Annotated in this window: 23 protein-coding genes; 18 read left to right on the top strand and 5 right to left on the bottom strand. The window is 41.7% G+C overall.

Features of this window, described 5'->3' with window-relative positions; all coding sequences use genetic code 11:
• The 11 genes from T487_RS0100535 to T487_RS0100485 all read left to right on the top strand — a co-directional run bounded on the left by T487_RS0100535 (position 1) and on the right by T487_RS0100485 (position 10301).
• Positions 1–453, top strand: a complete 453-nt coding sequence (locus tag T487_RS0100535) for a ribosome maturation factor RimP (RefSeq protein WP_031572707.1) — start codon at positions 1–3, stop codon at positions 451–453.
• A gap of 19 nt (positions 454–472) precedes the next feature.
• The gene (gene nusA, locus T487_RS0100530) at positions 473–1684 is read left to right on the top strand and encodes a transcription termination factor NusA (RefSeq protein WP_031572705.1); all 1212 of its coding nucleotides are present in this window, start codon (positions 473–475) and stop codon (positions 1682–1684) included.
• Positions 1685–1710: 26 nt separating this feature from the next.
• The gene (gene rnpM / locus T487_RS0100525; RefSeq protein WP_031572703.1) at positions 1711–1977 is read left to right on the top strand and encodes an RNase P modulator RnpM; all 267 of its coding nucleotides are present in this window, start codon (positions 1711–1713) and stop codon (positions 1975–1977) included.
• Between the two features lies 1 nt (position 1978).
• On the top strand, positions 1979–2284 hold the full coding sequence (locus T487_RS0100520) for a ribosomal L7Ae/L30e/S12e/Gadd45 family protein (RefSeq protein ID WP_341349273.1): 306 nt from the start codon (positions 1979–1981) through the stop codon (positions 2282–2284).
• Positions 2285–2301: 17 nt separating this feature from the next.
• Entirely contained in the window at positions 2302–4401 is a 2100-nt protein-coding gene (gene infB, locus T487_RS0100515; RefSeq protein WP_031572700.1) for a translation initiation factor IF-2, read from the top strand.
• 34 nt (positions 4402–4435) lie between these two features.
• A complete protein-coding gene (gene rbfA, locus T487_RS0100510) occupies positions 4436–4792 on the top strand; it encodes a 30S ribosome-binding factor RbfA (RefSeq protein WP_031572698.1) in 357 nt (118 codons plus the stop codon).
• Positions 4793–4794: 2 nt separating this feature from the next.
• Positions 4795–5754: a DHH family phosphoesterase gene (locus T487_RS0100505; RefSeq protein WP_031572696.1), complete on the top strand. Its 960-nt coding sequence runs from the start codon at positions 4795–4797 to the stop codon at positions 5752–5754.
• Positions 5751–6623, top strand: a complete 873-nt coding sequence (gene truB / locus T487_RS0100500; protein ID WP_031572695.1) for a tRNA pseudouridine(55) synthase TruB — start codon at positions 5751–5753, stop codon at positions 6621–6623. Before T487_RS0100505 ends, truB begins: the two co-directional genes overlap by 4 nt.
• An 8-nt stretch (positions 6624–6631) precedes the next feature.
• On the top strand, positions 6632–7561 hold the full coding sequence (locus T487_RS0100495) for a bifunctional riboflavin kinase/FAD synthetase (protein ID WP_031572693.1): 930 nt from the start codon (positions 6632–6634) through the stop codon (positions 7559–7561).
• A gap of 112 nt (positions 7562–7673) precedes the next feature.
• The gene (rpsO, locus tag T487_RS0100490) at positions 7674–7937 is read left to right on the top strand and encodes a 30S ribosomal protein S15 (protein ID WP_031572691.1); all 264 of its coding nucleotides are present in this window, start codon (positions 7674–7676) and stop codon (positions 7935–7937) included.
• Between the two features lie 243 nt (positions 7938–8180).
• The gene (locus T487_RS0100485; protein ID WP_031572690.1) at positions 8181–10301 is read left to right on the top strand and encodes a polyribonucleotide nucleotidyltransferase; all 2121 of its coding nucleotides are present in this window, start codon (positions 8181–8183) and stop codon (positions 10299–10301) included.
• Positions 10302–10335: 34 nt separating this feature from the next.
• Here T487_RS0100485 and T487_RS0100480 read toward each other — a convergent pair whose 3' ends face one another.
• On the bottom strand, positions 10336–10524 hold the full coding sequence (locus T487_RS0100480; protein WP_031572688.1) for a DUF6440 family protein: 189 nt from the start codon (positions 10522–10524) through the stop codon (positions 10336–10338).
• Between the two features lie 163 nt (positions 10525–10687).
• On the opposite strand from T487_RS0100480, the gene T487_RS15250 reads away from it, so the two are divergent.
• From T487_RS15250 to T487_RS0100460, 4 genes are all read left to right on the top strand, one after another.
• On the top strand, positions 10688–13249 hold the full coding sequence (locus T487_RS15250) for an FtsK/SpoIIIE family DNA translocase (protein WP_423219159.1): 2562 nt from the start codon (positions 10688–10690) through the stop codon (positions 13247–13249).
• 116 nt (positions 13250–13365) lie between these two features.
• Positions 13366–13956 (top strand): CDP-diacylglycerol--glycerol-3-phosphate 3-phosphatidyltransferase, encoded by a 591-nt coding sequence (pgsA, locus tag T487_RS0100470; RefSeq protein WP_031572684.1) that lies wholly within the window; start codon positions 13366–13368, stop codon positions 13954–13956.
• A gap of 300 nt (positions 13957–14256) precedes the next feature.
• On the top strand, positions 14257–14520 hold the full coding sequence (locus T487_RS0100465; protein WP_031572682.1) for a GlsB/YeaQ/YmgE family stress response membrane protein: 264 nt from the start codon (positions 14257–14259) through the stop codon (positions 14518–14520).
• An 18-nt stretch (positions 14521–14538) separates the two neighbouring features.
• The gene (locus T487_RS0100460) at positions 14539–14802 is read left to right on the top strand and encodes a GlsB/YeaQ/YmgE family stress response membrane protein (protein WP_031572680.1); all 264 of its coding nucleotides are present in this window, start codon (positions 14539–14541) and stop codon (positions 14800–14802) included.
• Positions 14803–14856: 54 nt separating this feature from the next.
• On the opposite strand, the gene T487_RS0100455 is transcribed toward T487_RS0100460, so the two are convergent.
• The 4 genes from T487_RS0100455 to T487_RS0100440 are packed head-to-tail and all read right to left on the bottom strand — an operon-like array spanning position 14857 to position 16942.
• Entirely contained in the window at positions 14857–15576 is a 720-nt protein-coding gene (locus T487_RS0100455) for an HAD family hydrolase (RefSeq protein WP_051651407.1), read from the bottom strand.
• 11 nt (positions 15577–15587) lie between these two features.
• Complete coding sequence (locus T487_RS16355) at positions 15588–15749, bottom strand: hypothetical protein (protein ID WP_155953230.1); 162 nt, start codon at positions 15747–15749, stop codon at positions 15588–15590.
• Entirely contained in the window at positions 15736–16182 is a 447-nt protein-coding gene (locus T487_RS0100445) for a threonine/serine exporter family protein (protein ID WP_031572676.1), read from the bottom strand. Before T487_RS0100445 ends, T487_RS16355 begins: the two co-directional genes overlap by 14 nt.
• A 1-nt stretch (position 16183) precedes the next feature.
• On the bottom strand, positions 16184–16942 hold the full coding sequence (locus T487_RS0100440) for a threonine/serine exporter family protein (RefSeq protein ID WP_031572674.1): 759 nt from the start codon (positions 16940–16942) through the stop codon (positions 16184–16186).
• A 286-nt stretch (positions 16943–17228) separates the two neighbouring features.
• On the opposite strand from T487_RS0100440, the gene glyA reads away from it, so the two are divergent.
• The 3 genes from glyA to sufB all read left to right on the top strand — a co-directional run bounded on the left by glyA (position 17229) and on the right by sufB (position 20812).
• Positions 17229–18461: a serine hydroxymethyltransferase gene (gene glyA, locus T487_RS0100435; protein WP_031572671.1), complete on the top strand. Its 1233-nt coding sequence runs from the start codon at positions 17229–17231 to the stop codon at positions 18459–18461.
• A 189-nt stretch (positions 18462–18650) separates the two neighbouring features.
• A complete protein-coding gene (gene sufC, locus T487_RS0100430) occupies positions 18651–19430 on the top strand; it encodes a Fe-S cluster assembly ATPase SufC (RefSeq protein WP_031572668.1) in 780 nt (259 codons plus the stop codon).
• Positions 19403–20812 carry a Fe-S cluster assembly protein SufB gene (gene sufB, locus T487_RS0100425; RefSeq protein ID WP_031572666.1) on the top strand — a complete coding sequence of 470 codons (1410 nt, stop codon included), beginning with the start codon at positions 19403–19405 and terminating at the stop codon, positions 20810–20812. The genes sufC and sufB overlap by 28 nt, the downstream gene beginning before the upstream one ends.
• Positions 20813–20814 lie beyond the last annotated feature (2 nt).

The raw sequence follows: 20814 nt of genomic DNA, 5'->3' as shown, positions 1-20814 counted from the left end.
ATGGAAAAATGGAAGGAACTGGAACCGCTATTCCAGAAAGAAATTGAAGCTTTGGGATATGGTATGTATCATATGGAATATGTCCATGAGGACGGAATGAACATTCTTCGATTCTATATTGAACATGAGAACGGAATTGCTCTTGCGGACTGCGAAGCAGTTTCCAGAAGGATCAGTGACATTCTGGATGAGAAGGATCCGATTTCTGAAGATTACAATCTGGAAGTTTCATCACCAGGAGTTTTCAGGACTTTATTCACTAAAGCTCATATGGAAGCAGCTGTGGGAGAAAAAGTTCAGATAAAAACGAAGAAACCGGTGGACGGTTCCAAGAAGTTCATTGGCGTCCTGAAGGAAGTTCAGAGTGGAGGGCTTCTTGTTGAAAAAGACAAAAAGTCATTGGAAGTTACATTTGAAAATCTTCGCAGTATCAATATTGAAGTAGATTTGTAAAAATTCTAAGGAGGATAAAATGGCAAAGGCAACTGTGAAAAAGAAAGATGAAGTTATTCTGGCATTAAAAGCCATCGCAGAGGAAAAGGGAATCAGTGAGGAGATGCTTTTTGAGACACTCGAAGATGCGATGATTGCAGCATATAAAAAAAATTATGTAAATTCCGGATCTCAGAACGTTAGAGTCAACATCGATAGAGAGACAGGTGAAATCAAGGTATTCTCTTTGAGAAGAATTGTAGAAGAAGTGATGGATCCGCAAGATGAGATTTCTCTGGAAGAAGCAAAAGAAATCGATCCTAGATATGAACTGCTGGATGTGGTGGAGAACGAAGTGACTCCTGCTAATTTTGCGCGTGTGGCCGCTCAGTCTGCGAAGCAGATTGTCACACAGAGAATTAAAGAAGCGGAAAGAAGCATTCTCTATAATCAGTATCATGAAAAAGAATTTGATGTGATCATGGGAACTGTTCAAAGAAAAGACAAGGGAAATATTTATATCGACCTTGGAAAGACAGAAACAGTTTTGACACCTCAGGAACAGATTCCTGGAGAGAATTATCAGTTCAATGACAAGATTCTGCTGTATATCGTGGAAGTGAAGCAGAATCCGAAGGGGCCGATGATTTCCGTATCTAGAACCCATCCTGGGCTGGTCAAAAGGCTTTTTGAAAAGGAAGTGCCTGAAATCTATGAAGGAATTGTAGAAATCAAGGCTATTTCCAGAGAAGCTGGTTCAAGAACAAAGATTGCTGTGTATTCAAATGATTCAGAAGTGGAGCCCATGGGTGCTTGTGTTGGGCCAAGAGGAACAAGAGTACAGAACATCGTGAATGAACTGAGAAATGAAAAAATCGACATCATCAAGTGGTCCAAGGACCCTAAAGAGTTCATTGCCAATGCTTTAAGCCCTGCTAAAGTTCTGGATGTTATCATCATGAATGAAGGAAACGCCTGCAAGGTAGTGGTGGAAGACAACCAGCTGTCTCTGGCCATTGGTAAAGAAGGTCAGAACGTAAGGCTTGCGGCAAAACTTACTGGATGGAAAATTGACATCAAGAGCAAGAAGCAGTATGAGCAGGAACTTCTGGAGAAAGCGGAACTGGAAGAAGATGTGGTAAGAACAGAAGAAATTCTAGTGGACGCAGTCACTGAAGAAGCTGAAACAGCTGAAACAGCATCTGAACTTATGGAGGATACTGATATCCAAGAGGAAGATTCAGAAGCTTAATTAAACTGGAAAGAGAGGTGTTTTACGTGAAGGTGAAAAAAATACCAATGAGAATGTGCACCGGCTGCATGGAGATGAAACCCAAAAAGGAACTGATTCGTGTGGTGAAGAACAAAGAAGGAGAAATTTCTCTGGATTTGGTTGGGAAAAAGCCCGGCAGAGGTGCATATGTTTGCAAGAGTACAGATTGTCTGGAAAAGGCCTTTAAGACCAAAAGACTGTCTAGAAACTTGGAAACCACGATCAGCCAGGAGATCTATGATGATCTTCGGAAGGCGGTGGAAGTTGGATAAAATGCTGTCCTTCCTGGGACTGACAAGAAAGTCCGGGAATTTGATCTTGGGATACAACAAGAACGAAGAAGCCATCAAGATGAGAAAGTTGTATCTTCTGATCTTGTCCAAAGGTGCTTCTGAGAATACGAAGGATAAGTTCAAAGGTTACTGTGAAAAGTATAAAGTGCCTTATATTGAGGATTTCACTCCTGATGAATTAGGATATGCATTGGGTTATGAAGGAATTGCAGTTGTAGGAGTTTCTGACCGGAACATGGCAAGAAAACTCGAAGAACAGTACAACAGCAAAGGAATGGAAGAATAAAAACGGAGGTGGTCCTATTGTCAAAAATCAGAGTGTATGAGCTTGCAAAGGAACTGGAGATATCAAGTAAAGAGTTGATCGCGTTATTAAAGGATGAATTTGGGATAGAGGTTAAGAATCATATGAGTGTTGTGGAAGAAGAAGATGCTGCACTCATCAAGGAACTTCTAGGGGATTCAGAGGGAAATAAGGAAGCGGTTAAGGAAGATTCCATGGATACTGAAGGTAAAGTTACGAAGAGTATCGTGGATGAATATGAGGAGATTCTTGAAGAAGAAGTTGTAAACCTCGCAAAGAAGAAGAAGAAAACAAGAAGAGAATTGGCACAGGAACAGCTTGAGGCGGAAGAAGCGGCTCTGGCGAATATGAAGGTTGAAATCGGAGAATTTATCACGGTCAAGGAGTTTGCTGACAAGCTCGGGAAGCCTGTGGCAGAAGTTATAAAGGCGCTGATTTTCACTGGAATCATGGCTGGTATCAATCAGGAAATCGACTTTGAGACAGCTGAGAAAGCTGCAAAACGTCTGGAAATCGATATTGTGAAGATTAAGGACGATGCATCAGGAATATCAGATGAAAAAGAAGAAGATCTGCTGGATGTGAATCTGGAAAAAAGACCTCCGATTGTTACGGTAATGGGTCACGTTGACCACGGTAAGACATCACTTCTGGATGCTATCCGTAAGGCGAAAGTAACGGAAAGCGAAGCTGGAGGTATTACTCAGCACATCGGAGCCTACACCATCACCATCAATGGCGAAAAGATCACGTTCCTGGATACCCCAGGCCATGAAGCCTTTACAGCCATGAGAGCAAGAGGAGCCCAGGTAACAGATATTGTTATCCTCGTTGTGGCAGCGGATGATGGTATCATGCCTCAAACCGCAGAAGCCATAAATCACTGTAAGGCAGCGAACGTTCCGATGATTGTTGCCATCAACAAGATTGATGTTGAAGGTGCAAACATTGACAGAGTGAAGCAGGAACTTACTGAATATGGTCTTGTGGCAGAAGAGTGGGGTGGAGACACCATCTGTGTACCTGTTTCTGCTAAGCAGAGAATTGGAATCGATGATCTTCTGGAAATGGTTCTTCTTACTGCTGAAGTTGAGGAGCTGAAAGCAGATTCAAACAGAAGAGCAGCAGGAACCGTTATTGAATCAGAACTTGATAAGGGCCGCGGACCTGTGGCAACACTTCTTGTGCAAAAAGGTACGCTTAATGTGGGAGATTCTATTCTTGTAGGAAGCACTTACGGCAGAATCCGTGCGATGTTTGATGACAAGGGTAAGAAGATCAAGAGTGCTGGACCATCTATACCAGTGGAAATTCTTGGACTTTCAGAAGTGCCTCAGGCAGGTGACAAGTTCCATGAAGTCAAGGACGAGAAGACAGCCAGAGGTATGGCGGAAGCGAGAAAGATCAAGGAAAAGAGTCTTCAGCAGAGTACGATGAGAGTATCTCTGGAAGATCTGTACAGCCAGGTGAAGGAAGGTAAGATTAAAGAACTTCCAATCATCATCAAGGCGGATGTGCAAGGTTCCATTGAAGCATTGAAGGGTACACTGGAGAAGCTTTCCACGGATGAGATCAAAGTACGTGTGATTCATGGTGGTGTTGGTGCAGTCACAGAGACAGATATATCCCTGGCGGCAGCATCCAATGCAGTGGTCATCGGGTTCAATGTCAGACCTGACAATAATGCGCAGGTTCTTGCAGAAAAGGAAAAAGTTTATGTGAAGACCTACAGAGTTATTTACCATGCAGTAGATGACATCAAGGCTGCCATGATCGGTATGCTTGCGCCAGAGATCAAAGAGGTTGTCCAGGGACGTGTGGAAATCAGACAGACCTATAAAGTATCTGCTATTGGTACCATCGCTGGATGTTATGTGCTGAATGGAAAAATCACAAGAAATTCTGAAATCAGACTTCTTAGAGATGGTGTGATTATCCATGAAGGAAAACTTGCTTCTCTTAAGAGATTCAAGGATGACGCGAAGGAAGTTCTGGCAGGATTTGAATGCGGGCTTTCTATTGAGAAATTCAATGAGATCAAAGAAGGCGATATCATCGAAGCTTATGTGATGGAGTCTATTGTACGTAAAGAACTGTAAGAAGCTTTTAGAGAGTGAGAAATGAGGTGAAAGTATGGCAAAATACAGAACGGGAAGAATCAACGAAGAGATGAAGAAAGAGATTTCTGCCATCATCATGAATGGACTGAAAGATCCCCGGATTACCGCCATGATTACCATTACAGATGTGGAAGTCACATCAGATCTGAGATATGCAAAAGTATATGCGAGCATTTTTGGGACAGAGAAGCAGAAAGAAGAATCATTCCTAGGACTGAAAAACTCTGCAGGATTTATCCGAAGAGAAGTGGGAAAGAGAATTCAGCTGCGCTATGTACCTGAACTGATTTTTGTGATGGATGACACCATCGACAAAGGAATGCATATAGATGAGCTGATCCGAAAAGCCAATGAGCAAAAAGGAAATTAAGTATGATATTGCGGGATATAGCAGATAAAATTCTCGAATTCAATAAAATTGCTGTGGTTGCCCATGCATCTCCCGATGGAGATGCTGTGGGTAGTACCTTGGGGTTGACCTTAGGGCTGAGAAGCATCGGCAAGGAAGTGGATGTGCTCTCAAAAGAACCAGGACCAGAAGTCCTGTCCTATCTTCCTCTTTATGAGGAGTATGGAGAGCTGAATGCATTGAGAGACGACCGGACATTGCTGATATGTCTTGATTGTGGCAACAAAGACCGTCTTTCCATGGAAAGAGATGGGTTTTCAGACATATTCAAAATAAATCTGGACCACCACGTTTCTAATGAAATGTATGGGAATCTCAATTATGTGGACAGCAAATCAGCCTCTACAGCGGAAATAGTATATGAGCTTCTGGGGGAACTTAATATTCCTGTGACTGAAGCCATGGCGGAATGCCTGTATACAGGGATTGTCATGGATACCGGAAGCTTCAGGTTTCCAAGTACGACATCGAAAACACTGTGCATCACATCAAAGCTACTGGAGACCGGCGTTAATTTCTCTAAAATTCAACGGATGCTCTTTGCCACGTCTCCGTTCAAGCAAGTAAAGCTTTTAGGGCGTGCACTGATGACTCTTGAGAGTCATTTTGAAGGCAGAGTGTCCATGATGAATTTGGAAGCCAATGACTTCAATGTTTTATCCATATCGGATCGGGATACTGGAGATATTGTGAATTACGGACTGGAACCGAAGGAAACTGAAGTGTCTATTCTTTTCAAAGAAGCGGAAGGGTTTTACCGGGTCAGTGTGAGAACAAAAGAGTATCTGGATGCCAGCGCATTATGTGCTGTGTTTGGTGGTGGTGGGCACGTCCGTGCAGCGGGGTGCAACATCGAAGCAGAAGATCTTGCACAGGCGAAAACCCGTATACTTGCTGAGATTGAAAGGATGATGACATCTTGAATGGTGTACTGAACATTTATAAAGAAAGAGGTATGACATCATTCCAGGTGGTGGCTTCGGTGAAACGTATCACCGGCATCAAAAAGGTTGGTCATACTGGAACTCTTGATCCGGAGGCAGAAGGGGTTCTTCCAGTTTGTGTTGGGAGAGCAACAAAGCTTGTGGATTACATAATGGACGGGGAAAAGATATACCGTGCTTCGTTTCAGTTTGGTAAAATATCAGATACGTTGGATGCTTTTGGGGAAGTTCAGGAAACTGGAGAACCTCTTCCAAAGCTGGCAAATGTTACTGAAGTGCTTCAGTCTTTTATGGGCACAACAAAACAGATTCCACCTATGTTCTCAGCGCTTAAAGTTCAAGGGAAAAGATTATATGAACTTGCTAGAGATGGGAAGGAAATCCCCCGTGAGGCACGTGTGATCCATGTATCTGAAATACACCTGATTGATTATGACGAAAGTTCAGGTGAAGGTTCATTTCTATTATGCTGCTCTAAGGGAACTTACGTTAGAAGCATCATTGATGATCTGGGACGAATGCTTGGTTCCGGTGCGATAATGACTGGTCTTGTCCGTGAAGCCACAGGTGGATTTCAGAAGGATGCATCTGTTACACTGAGCCGGCTTGAACAGGAAGGCGTAGAGAAATATCTGATCGGTATGGAGGAAGTTCTGAAGAGTTTTCCTGCATTGATCGTTCCGGATGTTTTCTTGAATCTTATCGTCAATGGTGTGAAAGTAAAAGATCAAAGATTGGTTTCTAGTATAAAGGCAGGACACTATAAGGGATTGGATGGTCAAGGCAAGCTTCTTGGAATCCTTGAACGGACGGAAGATATCCTCTATTTGAAACTAAATCTGATGTGAGGTTAAAAATGATTGTGATAGACGAAAATATCAAAGGGGAATTCAAAGAAGGGACGTATATTGCTTTGGGCAGTTTTGACGGACTGCATAAAGGGCATATGACACTGATCCATAAAGTGGTGGATGAGGCTATGGCTGATAGGCTTAAGAGTGCGGTCTATACCTTCAAGAACCATCCTTTGACTGTAGCAAAACCGGAGCTTGCACCAAAGCTTCTTATGGATAACCAGCAGAAGATCCACTTGTTAAAAGCTAAGGGGGTGGACGCGACAATCTTTGTCTCCTTCACCATGGAATATATGCAAACAGAAGCGGAAGAATTTATTCTGAGTCTCATTCATGACTTTAATGCAAAGGGCTTCGTTGTAGGATTCAACTATAAGTATGGATACCAGAACAAAGGGAATGTTGATACATTAAGAGAAATGTCTGAACGATATGGATTTAAACTATTTGTCATGGATGCCGCTCTGAGTAATGATGATATCATCAGCAGCACAAGAATCAGAAACCTCATTTTGAAAGGACAGATCAAAGAGGCCAATGAACTTCTCTTTGAGCCGTTTATGCTGAGAGGGACTGTGATCGGTGGGAAAAAACTAGGGCGGAAAATCGGTTTTCCAACAGCAAATATGAGTTATGACACCAAATATGTGATTCCCAAGACTGGGGTTTATTATACGAATCTCATGCTGGATGGGACTTTGCATAAAAGCATAACATCAGTGGGATACAATCCAACTGTGGACGGAAAGTCCTTAAGTATTGAAACCTTTATTCTCGATTTTGACCGTGAGATCTACGGAGAAGAAGTGAAGCTCTATTTTGTAGAGTATATGCGGGATGAAGAGAAGTATGCAAGTTTAGATGAGCTGGTGGAACAGCTTAAGAAAGATGAGGATTATGCAAGAAATCAGGTGCTTTCTACATTATTGTAATTGAAGTATAAGTTCTGATATGGTATAATACCTAACGAACCATGAACTACGTGATTAGGGTTGCTATCTTTTTTCGTGGTCATAGGGGATAAAATTTAGGAGGTACAGCAAAATGGATAAGGCAAGAAAGCTTGAAATCATCCAGGAACACGCAAGACATGAAGGGGACACTGGTTCACCAGAAGTGCAGATCGCACTGCTTACAGAGAGAATCAACTCTTTGACAGGGCATCTGAAGTTCCATAAGAAGGATCACCATTCCAGAAGAGGTCTTCTGATGATGGTAGGTCAAAGAAGAGGTCTTCTGAACTATCTGATGGCTGAAGATATTGAAAGATACAGAGATATCATTGCTAAGCTTGGAATCAGAAGATAATTAAAAAATGTGCTCTGAGCCTGCTTTTCTAAAGCAGGCTTTTAGTATATACTGGTCTTAAAGCTTTATATTAAGTGAACATGCTACAATGAGCCGGAGAAGCTTATTATAGAAGAATATCTGAAGTTTTTTAAAAATCAAAGAATACGACAGTGTTGATTTTTTGATTTTTAAAAAATCTATCGGATTGAAATCTTTAGTGCTTTTCTTCAGCTCTTTGGGCAAAGAAAAGGAGATGAATTCATGCAAATTAAAAAAGAAATCCAAGTAGCTGGAAGAAATTTCGGTATTGAATTTGGAGAGAGAGGAATGCTGTCTGATGCGGCAATCTTCATGAATTACGGTGAAACAGTGGTTATGGTCAACGCCAATGCTTCTGAAAAGCCAAGAGACGGTATCGATTTTTTCCCATTGGCAGTGGATTATGAAGAAAAAATGTATGCCGTAGGTAAAATCCCTGGCGGTTTTATCAAAAGAGAAGGAAGACCTACAGAAAAGGCGATTCTTTCAGGCAGAGCCATTGACAGACCACTGCGTCCGTTGTTCCCAAAGGGATACAGAAATGACGTACAGGTTGTCTGTTCAGTTCTTTCTGTAGAAAATGACAACTTGCCGGAGATACTTGCAATTAATGGTGCAGCTTTTGCTCTTCTGATTTCTTCAGTTCCATACACAACACCTTTGGCGGCTGTTATGGTAGGACTTGTGGATGGAGAGTTTATCTTGAATCCAACGTCCAAAGAAAGAGAAGAAAGCTTACTGAGCTTAACCGTCTGTGCCACAGAACACCGTGTCATGATGATTGAGGCAGGAGCGAAAGAAATTGATGAGGACACCATGATCGCAGCCATCGACTTCGGGTTCAAGGCATGTCAGCCGATCATAGCGATGCAGAAAGAAATCACTGCTGCATACGGAAAAGAAAAGAAAGTTCCTGTACTTTATACATTGAATCAGGATCTTGAACAGGAAGTAAGAGCTTTTGCAAAGGATCTGATTTCTGAAGCAATGCACATGGTAGACAAGGATGAAAGAAGCAAGAAGATTGACGAAGTCAAGACCAAGGTTGCTGAAGCATTCAATGAAAAATATCCAGAAGGAAAGAGCGATATTGCTGAAACACTATATCTTCTTCAGAAGGAAACCGTGCGCGATATGGCGATTCTGGAACATAAGAGAATAGATGGAAGAGCATTTGATGAAATCCGTCCATTGGCAGCAGAAGTTGCAGTTCTTCCAAGAACCCATGGTTCAGGAATTTTCTCAAGAGGTTCAACACAAGTTATGGCCGTAACCACCTTAGGTGCCATCGGTGATATCCAGATTCTTGATGGAGTCAGTGAAGAAGAAAGCAAGAGATACATTCATCACTATAACTTCCCATCTTACTCTGTTGGTGAAACAAGACCAATGAGAGGGCCTGGAAGAAGAGAAATTGGACATGGAGCTCTTGCTGAAAAAGCATTGGAGCCGCTGATACCAAATGAAGTAGACTTCCCATACACCATCCGTGTTGTTTCTGAAGTTCTATCATCCAATGGTTCCACATCACAGGCTTCTGTATGTGCGTCCACCTTGGCACTTCTTGATGCTGGTGTTCCACTAAAGAGACCTGCTGCAGGTATTGCTATGGGTCTGTTTACAACAGATGATCTTTCCATGGAAGAGATCGTGACAGATATTCAGGGTGTGGAAGATTTCTTCGGAGATATGGACTTCAAGGTAGCTGGAACATCAAAGGGAATCACTGCCATTCAGGTAGATACAAAGATTGCTGGTCTTTCTCCTGCATGTATTGAAAAATCCATCAGAGATGCAAAAACCGCAAGATTTGAAATTCTTGAAGTGATGGAGAGCGCCATTGTAGAACCAAGACCAGAAGTTTCAAAATATGCACCAAAGATCACTACACTTCAGATTAATCCAGACAAGATCAGAGATGTCATCGGAAGCGGTGGTAAGGTGATCAATAAGATCATTGCTGAAACCGGCGTGAAGATCGATATCGATGATACTGGAAAGGTATTCGTCGGCGGACCAGACATCGAAATGGTGAAAAAGGCCGTTGCGATTATTGAAGGTATCGTGAAGGAAGTAGTACCTGGTGAGATATACTTAGGTAAAGTAATCAAGATTATGCCATTCGGCGCATTTATCGAGATTCTTCCAAACAAAGAAGGGCTTTGCCATATTTCAAAACTTGATATGAAGAGAGTGGAGAAAGTGGAAGATGTTGTAGAGATTGGAGACGAAATTCTGGTTAAAGTTACAGAAATTGATCAGCAAGGCAGAATCAATCTTTCAAGAAGAGATGCTCTTATTGAAATGGAAAAGAAAGAAAAAGAAGCAAAAGAAGTAGAATAACAGACAAAGGGACAGGCTGAATGCCTGTCCCTTCTTAATAGGGTAGAGTGTGCACAGGTGTAACCACAGGTTTTCCGTCCTGGCCCAGAAGAACGGTTAATCCCGCTCCGTATCCTGCTGAGTGATACAGATAATTGACACCCGTTTCTTTATCCACCCAGATTTCCATCACGTTGAGTTTTCCTTGGCTGAAAGTCTTAATGAACCGATCGTCTGTTTTCATGATATTCCTCTCCTTAATCTGCTCTATTTTTGAAAGTATATCATAGAGTGGATGAAGATAAAACAATTGTTTGATTTCTGCCGTTTCCTGATTTCAAATAAAGAGATGATTGTGATAGAATATAGATGATATCGAATTTACAGAGATTACGGAGGTAGTTTTTTTGAAAGAAACAACCACAGAACAGAAGACTGCTTCTGTCAGAAAAAAGAGTACAAATAGTTCTGCGAAAAAAACTGGAACTGTCAGAAAACAGGCAGCAACCAAGACGAAAAGAACCCCGCAGAGAAAAGGAAGCCGTAAAACGGCGAATGACAAGCAAAAAGATTTTTATCATGAACTTATTGGTCTAGCGCTCCTTGGTGTCGGCATTTTCTCGCTGATATCTATGCTGTCAACAAGTGTAGGCATATTAGGGGAAACCATACGAGACATGCTGGTCTCTACTTTAGGTGCCATGGCTTATGTGTTCCCTCTTTTAGTAATGCTCATGGGTTCATCACTGATTCTAAGGAAGCCGCAATTGTTCTCCAATAAGAAGACCTATGGAGTGCTTCTGATCGCAGTGATTACTGCAATGCTCCTTTCACTGAACAGAATGGAGTCGGTGCATCGGGAAGGGTTCCTGGTGACGCTTAAGAATCTCATGAACATTGATGATGTGAATCATGGTGGGATTTTTGGTCTGATTCTTGCAGTTCCTCTCTACAGACTGATTGGACCTTTTGGTACCTATATTGTAGCGGGATGCCTTTATGTTGTTGCGCTGGTGCTGATTTTCAACACCACCATTTATGATTTCTTAAGAAAGACCAATGAGCAGAGAAGAACCGCCAAGGGAAAACTGGAAATCAGAAGAGAAGAAAAGAAGAGATACAGAGCTCAAAAGCAAGAACAGAAGCAAGAATTGAAGAATGAAGAGAAAATCGTTGAAGAGAAGCTGAAGATACTGGAAATGATGAACAGTAATGAAGAGCGGACGATTGATGCGGTGGATCAGGAGACCAAGTCGCCTTTTGTCCACCTGGATGTGGAGGACTCCGAAGGTCTCCTCAAGACCGTTCTAAAGGAAGATGATTTATCAAAGGAATTATTGGTTGAGAAATCTGATACACCTGAGACTTTATCAGAAATCACAGTTGAAATGTCATCTGAAAAATCTCAGGACCAGCGGGATGAAGACACGGCTCAAAAAGAACAGCTGGAAAAGCCTAAGATCACCAGAGAAAAAAGGAAGACGACGTCTCCTCTAGAAGAAATTGCAGGTGAACAGATGGGGCTTGAAGAACTTGAGAAGCCAACTTACGAGTTTCCGGAAATTGCGCTGCTGAAACAAAACATCAAAGGTATGCTGGCAAATGAAGACCGGGATGAAATTCTGGAGAATGCAAAAAAACTGGAAGACACCCTGATGTCATTTGGGGTAGAAGCAAGAGTGATTCATGTTTCAAAAGGTCCTTCGGTTACCAGATATGAACTTCAGCCAAAAGCAGGCGTAAAGGTTTCTCGGATCGTGAACTTGTCTGATGATATTGCGTTAGCCCTCGCTGCAAGAGGAGTACGTATCGAAGCGCCGATTCCAGGAAAAGCTGCAGTTGGTATTGAAATTCCGAATAAGGAGACCACTGCGGTCTATTTGAGAGAAGTAATTGAAGACTCGAAGTTCCAACGAAGCACAAGTAAAATTTCGGTTGCTTTGGGGAAGGATATATCGGGTGAGGCCATTATCGGTGACTTATCGAAAATGCCTCATGTCCTGATTGCTGGAGCCACCGGATCAGGAAAAAGTGTGTGCATAAATTCACTGATCATCTCGATTCTATACAAGTACGATCCAGAGCATGTTCGGCTTCTTATGGTGGATCCAAAAGTGGTGGAGCTCAATGTCTATAATGGCATTCCTCATCTTCTTATTCCTGTTGTGACAGATCCGAAGAAGGCCGCTGGAGCACTGAATTGGGCAGTGAATGAAATGACGAGAAGATACCAGTCCTTCGCCGAATATGGTGTGCGTAACATTGAAGGATTCAATGAGCTGACAAAAAAGAACAAAGAACTGAAAAGCCTCCCTTATATTGTAATTATCGTTGATGAGCTGGCTGATCTTATGATGGTTTCCGCCAACGAAGTGGAAGACTATATTGCAAGACTTGCCCAAATGGCTAGAGCTGCCGGTATGCATCTGGTGATTGCTACACAAAGGCCATCTGTAGATGTTATTACTGGTGTGATTAAAGCGAACATCCCATCGAGAATTTCATTTGCGGTGTCCAGTGCCATTGATTCCAGAACGATTCTTGATTCTGGTGGAGCGGAAAAGCTGTTAGGAAAAGGCGATATGCTTTACTATCCTGTGGGCGAACAGAAACCCAAGAGAATACAGGGAGCATTCATCTCGGAAGAAGAAGTTGAAGCAATTGTATCCAGGATTAAGGTTCAGAAAGATCAGCTTCTTTATGACCAGGAAATTATGGAGCATATTGAAAAAGGTCGAAGTGAGCAAGATGACAGCGAAGAAGGGGATGAGCTCTATCAGGAAGCGGTTAAAGTTGTGGTTGAGAACCAGCAGGCTTCAACATCCTTTTTACAGCGGAAAATGAGAATTGGATATAATAGAGCTGCAAGAATTATGGACCAGCTGGAGGAGCGAGGGGTCATCTCACAGCGGGACGGCTCAAAACCAAGGCAGGTTCTCATGTCAGAGTATCAGTTACGGGATGAGTAGTTCTTGTGAAATGTATTAGAATATGAGATGATATAGCTAGAATTAAAGTTTTTGGTATAAACTTATCAGTAGTAAAAATAAAGAAATGAGACAATACGAAAGTTGGAGTGGATAATATGAATTTACCAAATAAGCTGACATTATTTAGAATGATTTTAGTTCCTGTTTTTTTAGTCCTAATCTCCGTGAAAGCAATTCCATTTAATTTTACTTTAGCCACTGTGATTTTTATCGTGGCTGCCTACACCGATCATTTAGATGGTAAGATTGCAAGGAGAGATAATCTCATCACAAATTTTGGGAAATTCATGGACCCATTGGCAGACAAACTTCTTGTCACATCGGCACTGATCGCGCTTGTTGAATACAATCAGATTGGCGCTTGGGTCGCAGTTGTGGTAATTTCAAGAGAGTTTGCAGTATCAGGATTAAGAACCATTGCAGCGAATGAAGGGGTTGTCATTGCCGCGAGTATATGGGGCAAAATCAAAACAACAACTCAGATCATTGCAATCGTATCTATGCTGATACAGCTGATTTCCACTCATGAGGAGTATTTGATTGAACTTTTCAAGTCTGCGCCTTTCTTGGGCTCATTCTTCAGTATTTTCCCACCTGTGGCAATGTATGTTGCGGTGTTCTTTACGATCATGTCAGGATTGGATTACTTTAAAAACGGATGGGCATATATTGATACCAATAAGTAGCAGATGGATTTACGGTCACAGGATTGTGGCCGTTTTTTTATTTCTTCAAGTTCTGATTCAATAAAGGAAGTATCACTTATGTACACCTTATAGACATATAGTAAAAAAGATGTAATGTTTCCATGTCGTTTTTTTGAAAATTATGAATGGAAATGCATGGAAATACGCGAACATGGAACATTGTGAAAACAGTTGAAAACACTAGTTTAGAATCGTTGACGCGGTACTTTCGATAAAGCTATAATAACCTCAAGATTACAAGAAGTGATCAAACTCATTTATCTAAGGAGGTATTATAACATGCCAGAAGTTACAAATATTATTGTATGGTTGATACTCGGTGGAGTATCAGGATGGATTGCCAGTATGATTGCCGGGAAGGATGCCAAGATGGGCGTTCTTGCAAATATTATTGTCGGTATCATTGGTGCATTTATTGGCGGATGGGTCGCAGGTCTTCTAGGGCTTGGACCAGCAACAGGACTCAATATCTGGAGTTTTATTGTATCAGTCATTGGCGCATTGATTCTATTGTGGATCATCGGTCTAGTGAGCAAGAGATAGCATAAGGAGGTAAAAGTTATGCCAGAAGTATCAAATATTATTGTATGGATTATATTAGGTGGAGTATCCGGATGGATTGCCAGCATGATAGCAGGGAAAGATGCCAAGATGGGTATCCTAGCAAATATCATTGTGGGTATTATCGGTGCATTTATCGGTGGATGGGTCGCAGGTCTTCTAGGACTTGGGCCAGCAACTGGGCTTAACATCTGGAGTTTCATAGTATCTGTTGTAGGCGCATTGATTCTATTGTGGATCATTGGTATGGTCAGCAAAAGATAAGGTCATACAAAAAAAAGGAGCGGGAATCCCGCTCCTTTTTCGTGTATAAAAAGATTATTGAACATCAGGCATTGATTCAGCAAACATGAGAAAATCCTTATAAGTGCCTTCATGGTCAGCAGTGTATTCGAGGCTTTTCCGGTTGAGAAGATGGTTTGTGATGAGATACGTTGTTATTCCCAAAGCGCCTGCAGCAAGGTCTTCCTCAGCATCGTTTCCGACCATCATACATTCCTGGGGGTTCTTTCCAATGGTTTCCAGAATCTCGCTGTAGTATTCGACGTTGGGTTTGCAGTAATGACTGTCTTCAAAGTAGGTGATATGTGAAAAATCCTCATGAACAAGCTCTGCCCATTGGATTCTCTGATCTATCGCAAATTTTGGGAATAGGGGATTGGTAGCAATGACCAGCTCATATCCTTTTTCTTTCAGTATTTTCAGCGCTTCCAGCATATCAGTGTTTTTGTTTACCGCATCCCGCAGGACAGAAAAATCATTTTCATAGTAGTGGATGAAGTGCTTTTGAAAAGCTGGCAGCTCCTCTCCGACATGTTCTTTCATGACACTCATAAATACTTCTTCATTGGTACGATTCTCCTTGTTTTTCACCATGGCTTTCACAGAGCTGTAAAGCATCGCCAGGAACTTATCGGGCGCAATGATGGACTTAAAAACGTTAGATAGACTGGTATAATAGATTTCTTCAAATTCTTTCATATCAATGGAAAGCAGCGTGCCGTCCAAATCAAATAATATTGTAGTTATTTTTTTCAAAATGGATCCTCCTAAGCATTATAGACAATCAGCGCATTTTTATTGCTGTCTTTTTCTGAATAGCAGATTTCAATCACCTGCTCTTTTTTTATGTGATACTTATTTAAAGTTTCCTGGACCTTTTTTTCGATGTCTTCATTCTTGTTGACATAAACAAGTTTAGTTCTTTTCATGCATGACCCTCCGCTTGAACAGATAATAGATTTTCATCAGTGTGAACACCATAAGAATCCCAATTGCCAGTGCCCCAGAAGCCATAATCGTTGTAATTCCTTCTCTGAGAGCACCATTATAGTCACCTTCCAGAGATTTGAGCATGGTATGGTAAAGGCCGCTTCCTGGAACCAGGGGAATGAGCCCTGGTGTTATATAACTGGTGACAGGTGTTCTCATTTTTCGGGCCATGAGCTCACCGTAATAGGTAAAAGCCACCGCTCCGAAAAAGAAGGCTACATTTGGATCGCTGAAGTAGCTGAGAGACTCACTGTAGAAGAGCCAGCCCAGAGAACCGCCAAATGCTGAGAGAAAAGCAGTTTTTCTGTTGAGATTGAAGATGTAAGCAAAACTGAGTGAGGCCATATAGGCCATAATAAGCTCAACCAACATCTTACACACCTCCCAAAAGCGCCAGTACTGTTCCAGCACCTATAGCAATACCTACAGCGATAAGAAATGCTTCCATTCCTTTTGAGACCCCAGAGAGGTAGTCTCCCATCAGAATGTCCCGGATTGCATTTGTGAAAGCAATTCCTGGGACCAGAAGCATGATGGATCCAATGGTTATAATATCTTTATTGGGGGATAGAGGTATGGTTCTTGTAAACAGGTGAACCAGAAGAGCCACAAGAGCACCACCGATGATGTTGATGAAAATTCCGTTCAGTTTTATTTCTCTGGTTCCCAGCTGCAGAAGCCTGACGCAGATTCCGATGACCAGTGCAATGAGAGAATCGATGAATGTTCCACCAAACAGTACAGTAAAAGAGAACCCGCACATAGCAGCCATGATCAGCTGGAAGAATATGCTGTAAGGTCTCTTGTCTGAAATTTCCTGGAGTCTTTTTTCAAGTGAATCCAGAGGGATCTGTTTCTCCATGAGTTCTCTCGATAAAGAGTTTACCAGTGCAACTTTTTCTAAATCAATATTGCTTTTTTGTACGCGGCGTATGAGAGATACAATGGTACCATCTTCTTCTGTAAGGGATACCATGATGCCAGTAGGAGTCACAAAACTCTCCGCATCTAGTTTATTATAGGATTTTAGAATCATACGGATTGTTTCTTCTACTCTGTAGATTTCACCACCGGATTCTAAAATGATCTGTCCTGCCATTGTGGCAAGTTTGATTAATCTTTGATTGTCCATTCATTACCACCTCATTAGTCTTCTTCCATTATAAAGGAACGTCCTGTGATTTCAAACAAAAGATGGTAAATCTCTTACGGAGATAAATTCGCCCTGAATCCAGGTGAAAATATGATCTGTTTTTGAAATAAATGCTAAGAAAACCATTACATATAAGACACGAATACTGTCATCTTCGTAATTCGTGTTTTTCAATGGATTTTCAATATACAAAAAGAGCATGGATTGATATGATTAAACCGTATGAGTCATTAAATTCAAACAAATATCATTCCAGGGGGTAGAAATGAACAGCAGGTATTTAAAAGAACAGGATGCAGAAATCTTCGAACTCATCGAAGAGGAAGAACAGAGACAGGAGTATAACATTGAACTCATCGCTTCAGAGAATTTCACATCAAAAGCAGTGATGGAAGCCATGGGAACTGCACTGACCAACAAATATGCAGAAGGATATCCGAACAAGAGATACTACGGCGGATGCCATGTGGTGGATAAAATTGAAACCTTGGCCATCGAGAGAATGAAAGAGCTGTTTCACGCAGAACATGCAAATGTGCAGCCTCATTCAGGAAGCCAGGCGAATATGGCAGTATATATGGCGGTTCTGGAGCCAGGGGATAAAATACTCGGAATGGACCTTTCCCACGGCGGGCATTTGACCCATGGAAGTCCAGTGAACTTCTCAGGGAAGCTATATCACTTTATTTCCTATGGAGTGGATCAGAATGATGAGAAAATTGACTATGATGCATTAAGAGAACTTGCTTTGAAAGAAAAGCCAAAGATGATTGTTGCAGGAGCTTCTGCTTATCCAAGAGCAATAGACTTTGAGAGAATCGAAAAGATTGCAAGAGAAGTTGATGCTTATTTTATGGTGGATATGGCACATATTGCAGGTCTCATCGCAACGGGCCACCATATGAGTCCTGTACCTTATGCGGATTTTGTGACAACTACAACTCACAAAACACTGCGTGGACCTAGAGGTGGGGCAATCCTATGTAAAGAAAAATATGCAAAAGCAGTAGATAAATCTGTTTTCCCAGGAATGCAGGGCGGACCTCTGGAGCATGTGATAGCGGCGAAAGCAGTATGTTTTAAAGAAGCTATGGGAGAAGACTTTAAAGTTTACATGTCCCAGGTTCTCAAAAACACACAAACACTTGCAGAAAGTCTTACCGCGAAGGGATACAGGCTTGTATCCGGAGGTACAGACAATCACCTGGTTCTGGTGGATTTGAACAACAAAGACATCACGGGTAAAGATGCAGAGAAGCTTTTGGATTCCATCGGCATCACAACAAATAAAAACACCATTCCTTTTGAGACAAGGAGTCCATTTGTGACCTCTGGATTAAGAATGGGCTGCGCCGCGGTGACAACTCGAGGATTTAAGGAAGAGGAAATCAGACAAATGGTGGAATATATGGATTATGCCATCACACATCGAGAAGAGGATCTAACATCCATTAAAGAAAAAGTAGCAGATTTGTGCAAAAAGCACCCACTGTACTAATTAATTGTAAAATTTAATTGTGTAATCGTAAAAAGCCTGAAATCCTTGTGTTTTGGGCTTTTTCATTTTTTTGTCAATGATATTTTTATAAAGAAATGGGTTTCTAAGGTTGACGAACCAGACTGAAGAGGTTAAAATGGAAAACAGGTAATATCAGATAAAAATGCTCAGAATTGAAGGAGAGTTAGAATGTCAGAAATGTTAAGAATTACTGGTCTTAAAAGCCAAGTGAATGAAAAAGAAATCTTAAAAGGTCTTGACCTTGTAGTCAACAAAGGAGAAGTTCATGTCATCATGGGACCCAATGGTGCTGGAAAATCAACATTGGCAAACGTGATTATGGGCAGCCCCAAGTATGAAGTGACCGAAGGCAGCATCGTGTTTGAGAATGAAGACATCACCGAAGATGCTGTTGATGAAAGAGCAAAAAAAGGAATCTTTCTGTCTTTCCAGGCACCTCAGGAAATACCTGGAATTACCGTTGAAAACTTTTTGAGAGCAGCTAAATCACAGATCACTGGTGAGAATGTAAAAGCCATTCAGTTCAAGAAGGAACTGAAGGAGAAGATGTCCCAATTGGATATTGACCGTTCTTATGCACAGAGATACCTCAATATGGGATACTCAGGCGGGGAAAAGAAGAAGAATGAAATTCTTCAGATGAGAATTCTAAATCCGAAGCTGGCTATTCTGGACGAAACAGATTCAGGTCTTGACGTGGATGCTGTCAGAGTCGTTTCCAAGGGTGTGATCGATTTTAAGAGTGCAGACAATGCCATCCTCATCATCACGCACCACAACAATATTCTGGATTATCTGAATCCGGATGTGGTCCATGTCATGGTGGATGGAAAAATCGTCGAGACTGGTGATATATCCCTTGCAAAAGAAATTGAGAAGAATGGATATGTCAAGTACAGGGAAGCGAAAGGTGAGACAGAATGGAAAAAAGAAATAAAACTTATATAGAAGATCTGGACAGAGGCGTTTACGACATAAAGAATGATTTCAATTATGACTATAAATCTCAGTCAGGTCTGACGGAAGAGATCATCCGTGAAATTTCCGCAAAGAAGAATGAGCCGGAATGGATGCTGAACTTCAGACTGGAATCTTTGAAGATTTATCACAAACTGGATGTGCCAACATGGGCACCAGATATATCTGATCTTGATATTGAAAACATTGTTACTTATGTAAAACCGAAAACAAATCTGAACAGTTCCTGGGATGATGTTCCACAGGAAATCAAGGACACCTTCGAGCGTCTTGGAATCCCGGAAGCTGAGAGAAAATCTCTAGCAGGTGTCGGGGCACAGTACGATTCTGAAGTGGTATATCATTCCATTAAGGAAGAGCTTGTAAAACAGGGTGTTGTGTATACCGATATCGAAACAGCGCTAAGAGAATATGAGGATATTGTAAAAGAATACTTCATGAAGCTTATTCCAAATACAGACCACAAATTTGCAGCTCTGCATGGTGCTGTATGGTCTGGTGGTTCTTTTGTGTATGTTCCAGAAGGTGTGAAGCTGGATATTCCGCTTCAGTCCTATTTCAGACTGAATGCTCCAGGAGCTGGTCAGTTTGAACATACACTGATCATTGTCGAGAAGAATGCATACTGCCATTTTATTGAAGGATGTTCAGCACCAAAGTATTCTGTAAACAATCTTCATGCAGGCGCAGTGGAGCTTTATGTGAAAGAGGGAGCAACGTTACGTTACTCCACCATTGAGAACTGGTCTAAGAATATGTACAATCTCAACACCAAACGTTCTGTTGTGGATAAGGACGGAACCATCGAGTGGGTATCCGGGTCCTTCGGATCCAAAGTATCCATGCTTTATCCTATGAGTATTCTTAGAGGTGAGCGTGCTAGAGCTGAGTTCACAGGAGTTACTTTCGCAGGAAAGGGCCAGCTTCTTGATACAGGCTCCAAGGTTGTTCATGCAGCACCTTACACCACTTCTACCGTAAACTCCAAATCCATCTCAAAATCAGGCGGACAGGCAATTTACAGAGGACTTCTAAGAGTTGCACCTAACGCTCATGGATCAAAGTCTACGGTTACCTGTGAATCTCTCATGCTGGATAATATTTCCAGATCAGACACCATTCCTGTCATTGACATCCAGAATGATGATGTGGATCTGGGACATGAAGCAAAGATCGGAAGAATCTCTGAAGAAGCCATTTTCTATCTGATGACGAGAGGAATCTCTGAAGAAGAAGCAAAGGCCATGATTGTAAGAGGATTTGTTGAGCCTATATCCAAGGAGCTTCCTCTGGAATATGCAGTAGAAATGAACAATCTGATTACACTGGAACTAGAAGGAACGATAGGATAGAG

The sequence above is a fragment of the Proteiniclasticum ruminis DSM 24773 genome, from assembly GCF_000701905.1.
In the GTDB taxonomy this organism is placed as follows: Bacteria; Bacillota; Clostridia; order Clostridiales; family Clostridiaceae; genus Proteiniclasticum; species Proteiniclasticum ruminis.
The sequence above is the reverse complement of the archived record's forward strand: the minus strand, read 5'-3'. Positions and strand labels throughout refer to the sequence as shown.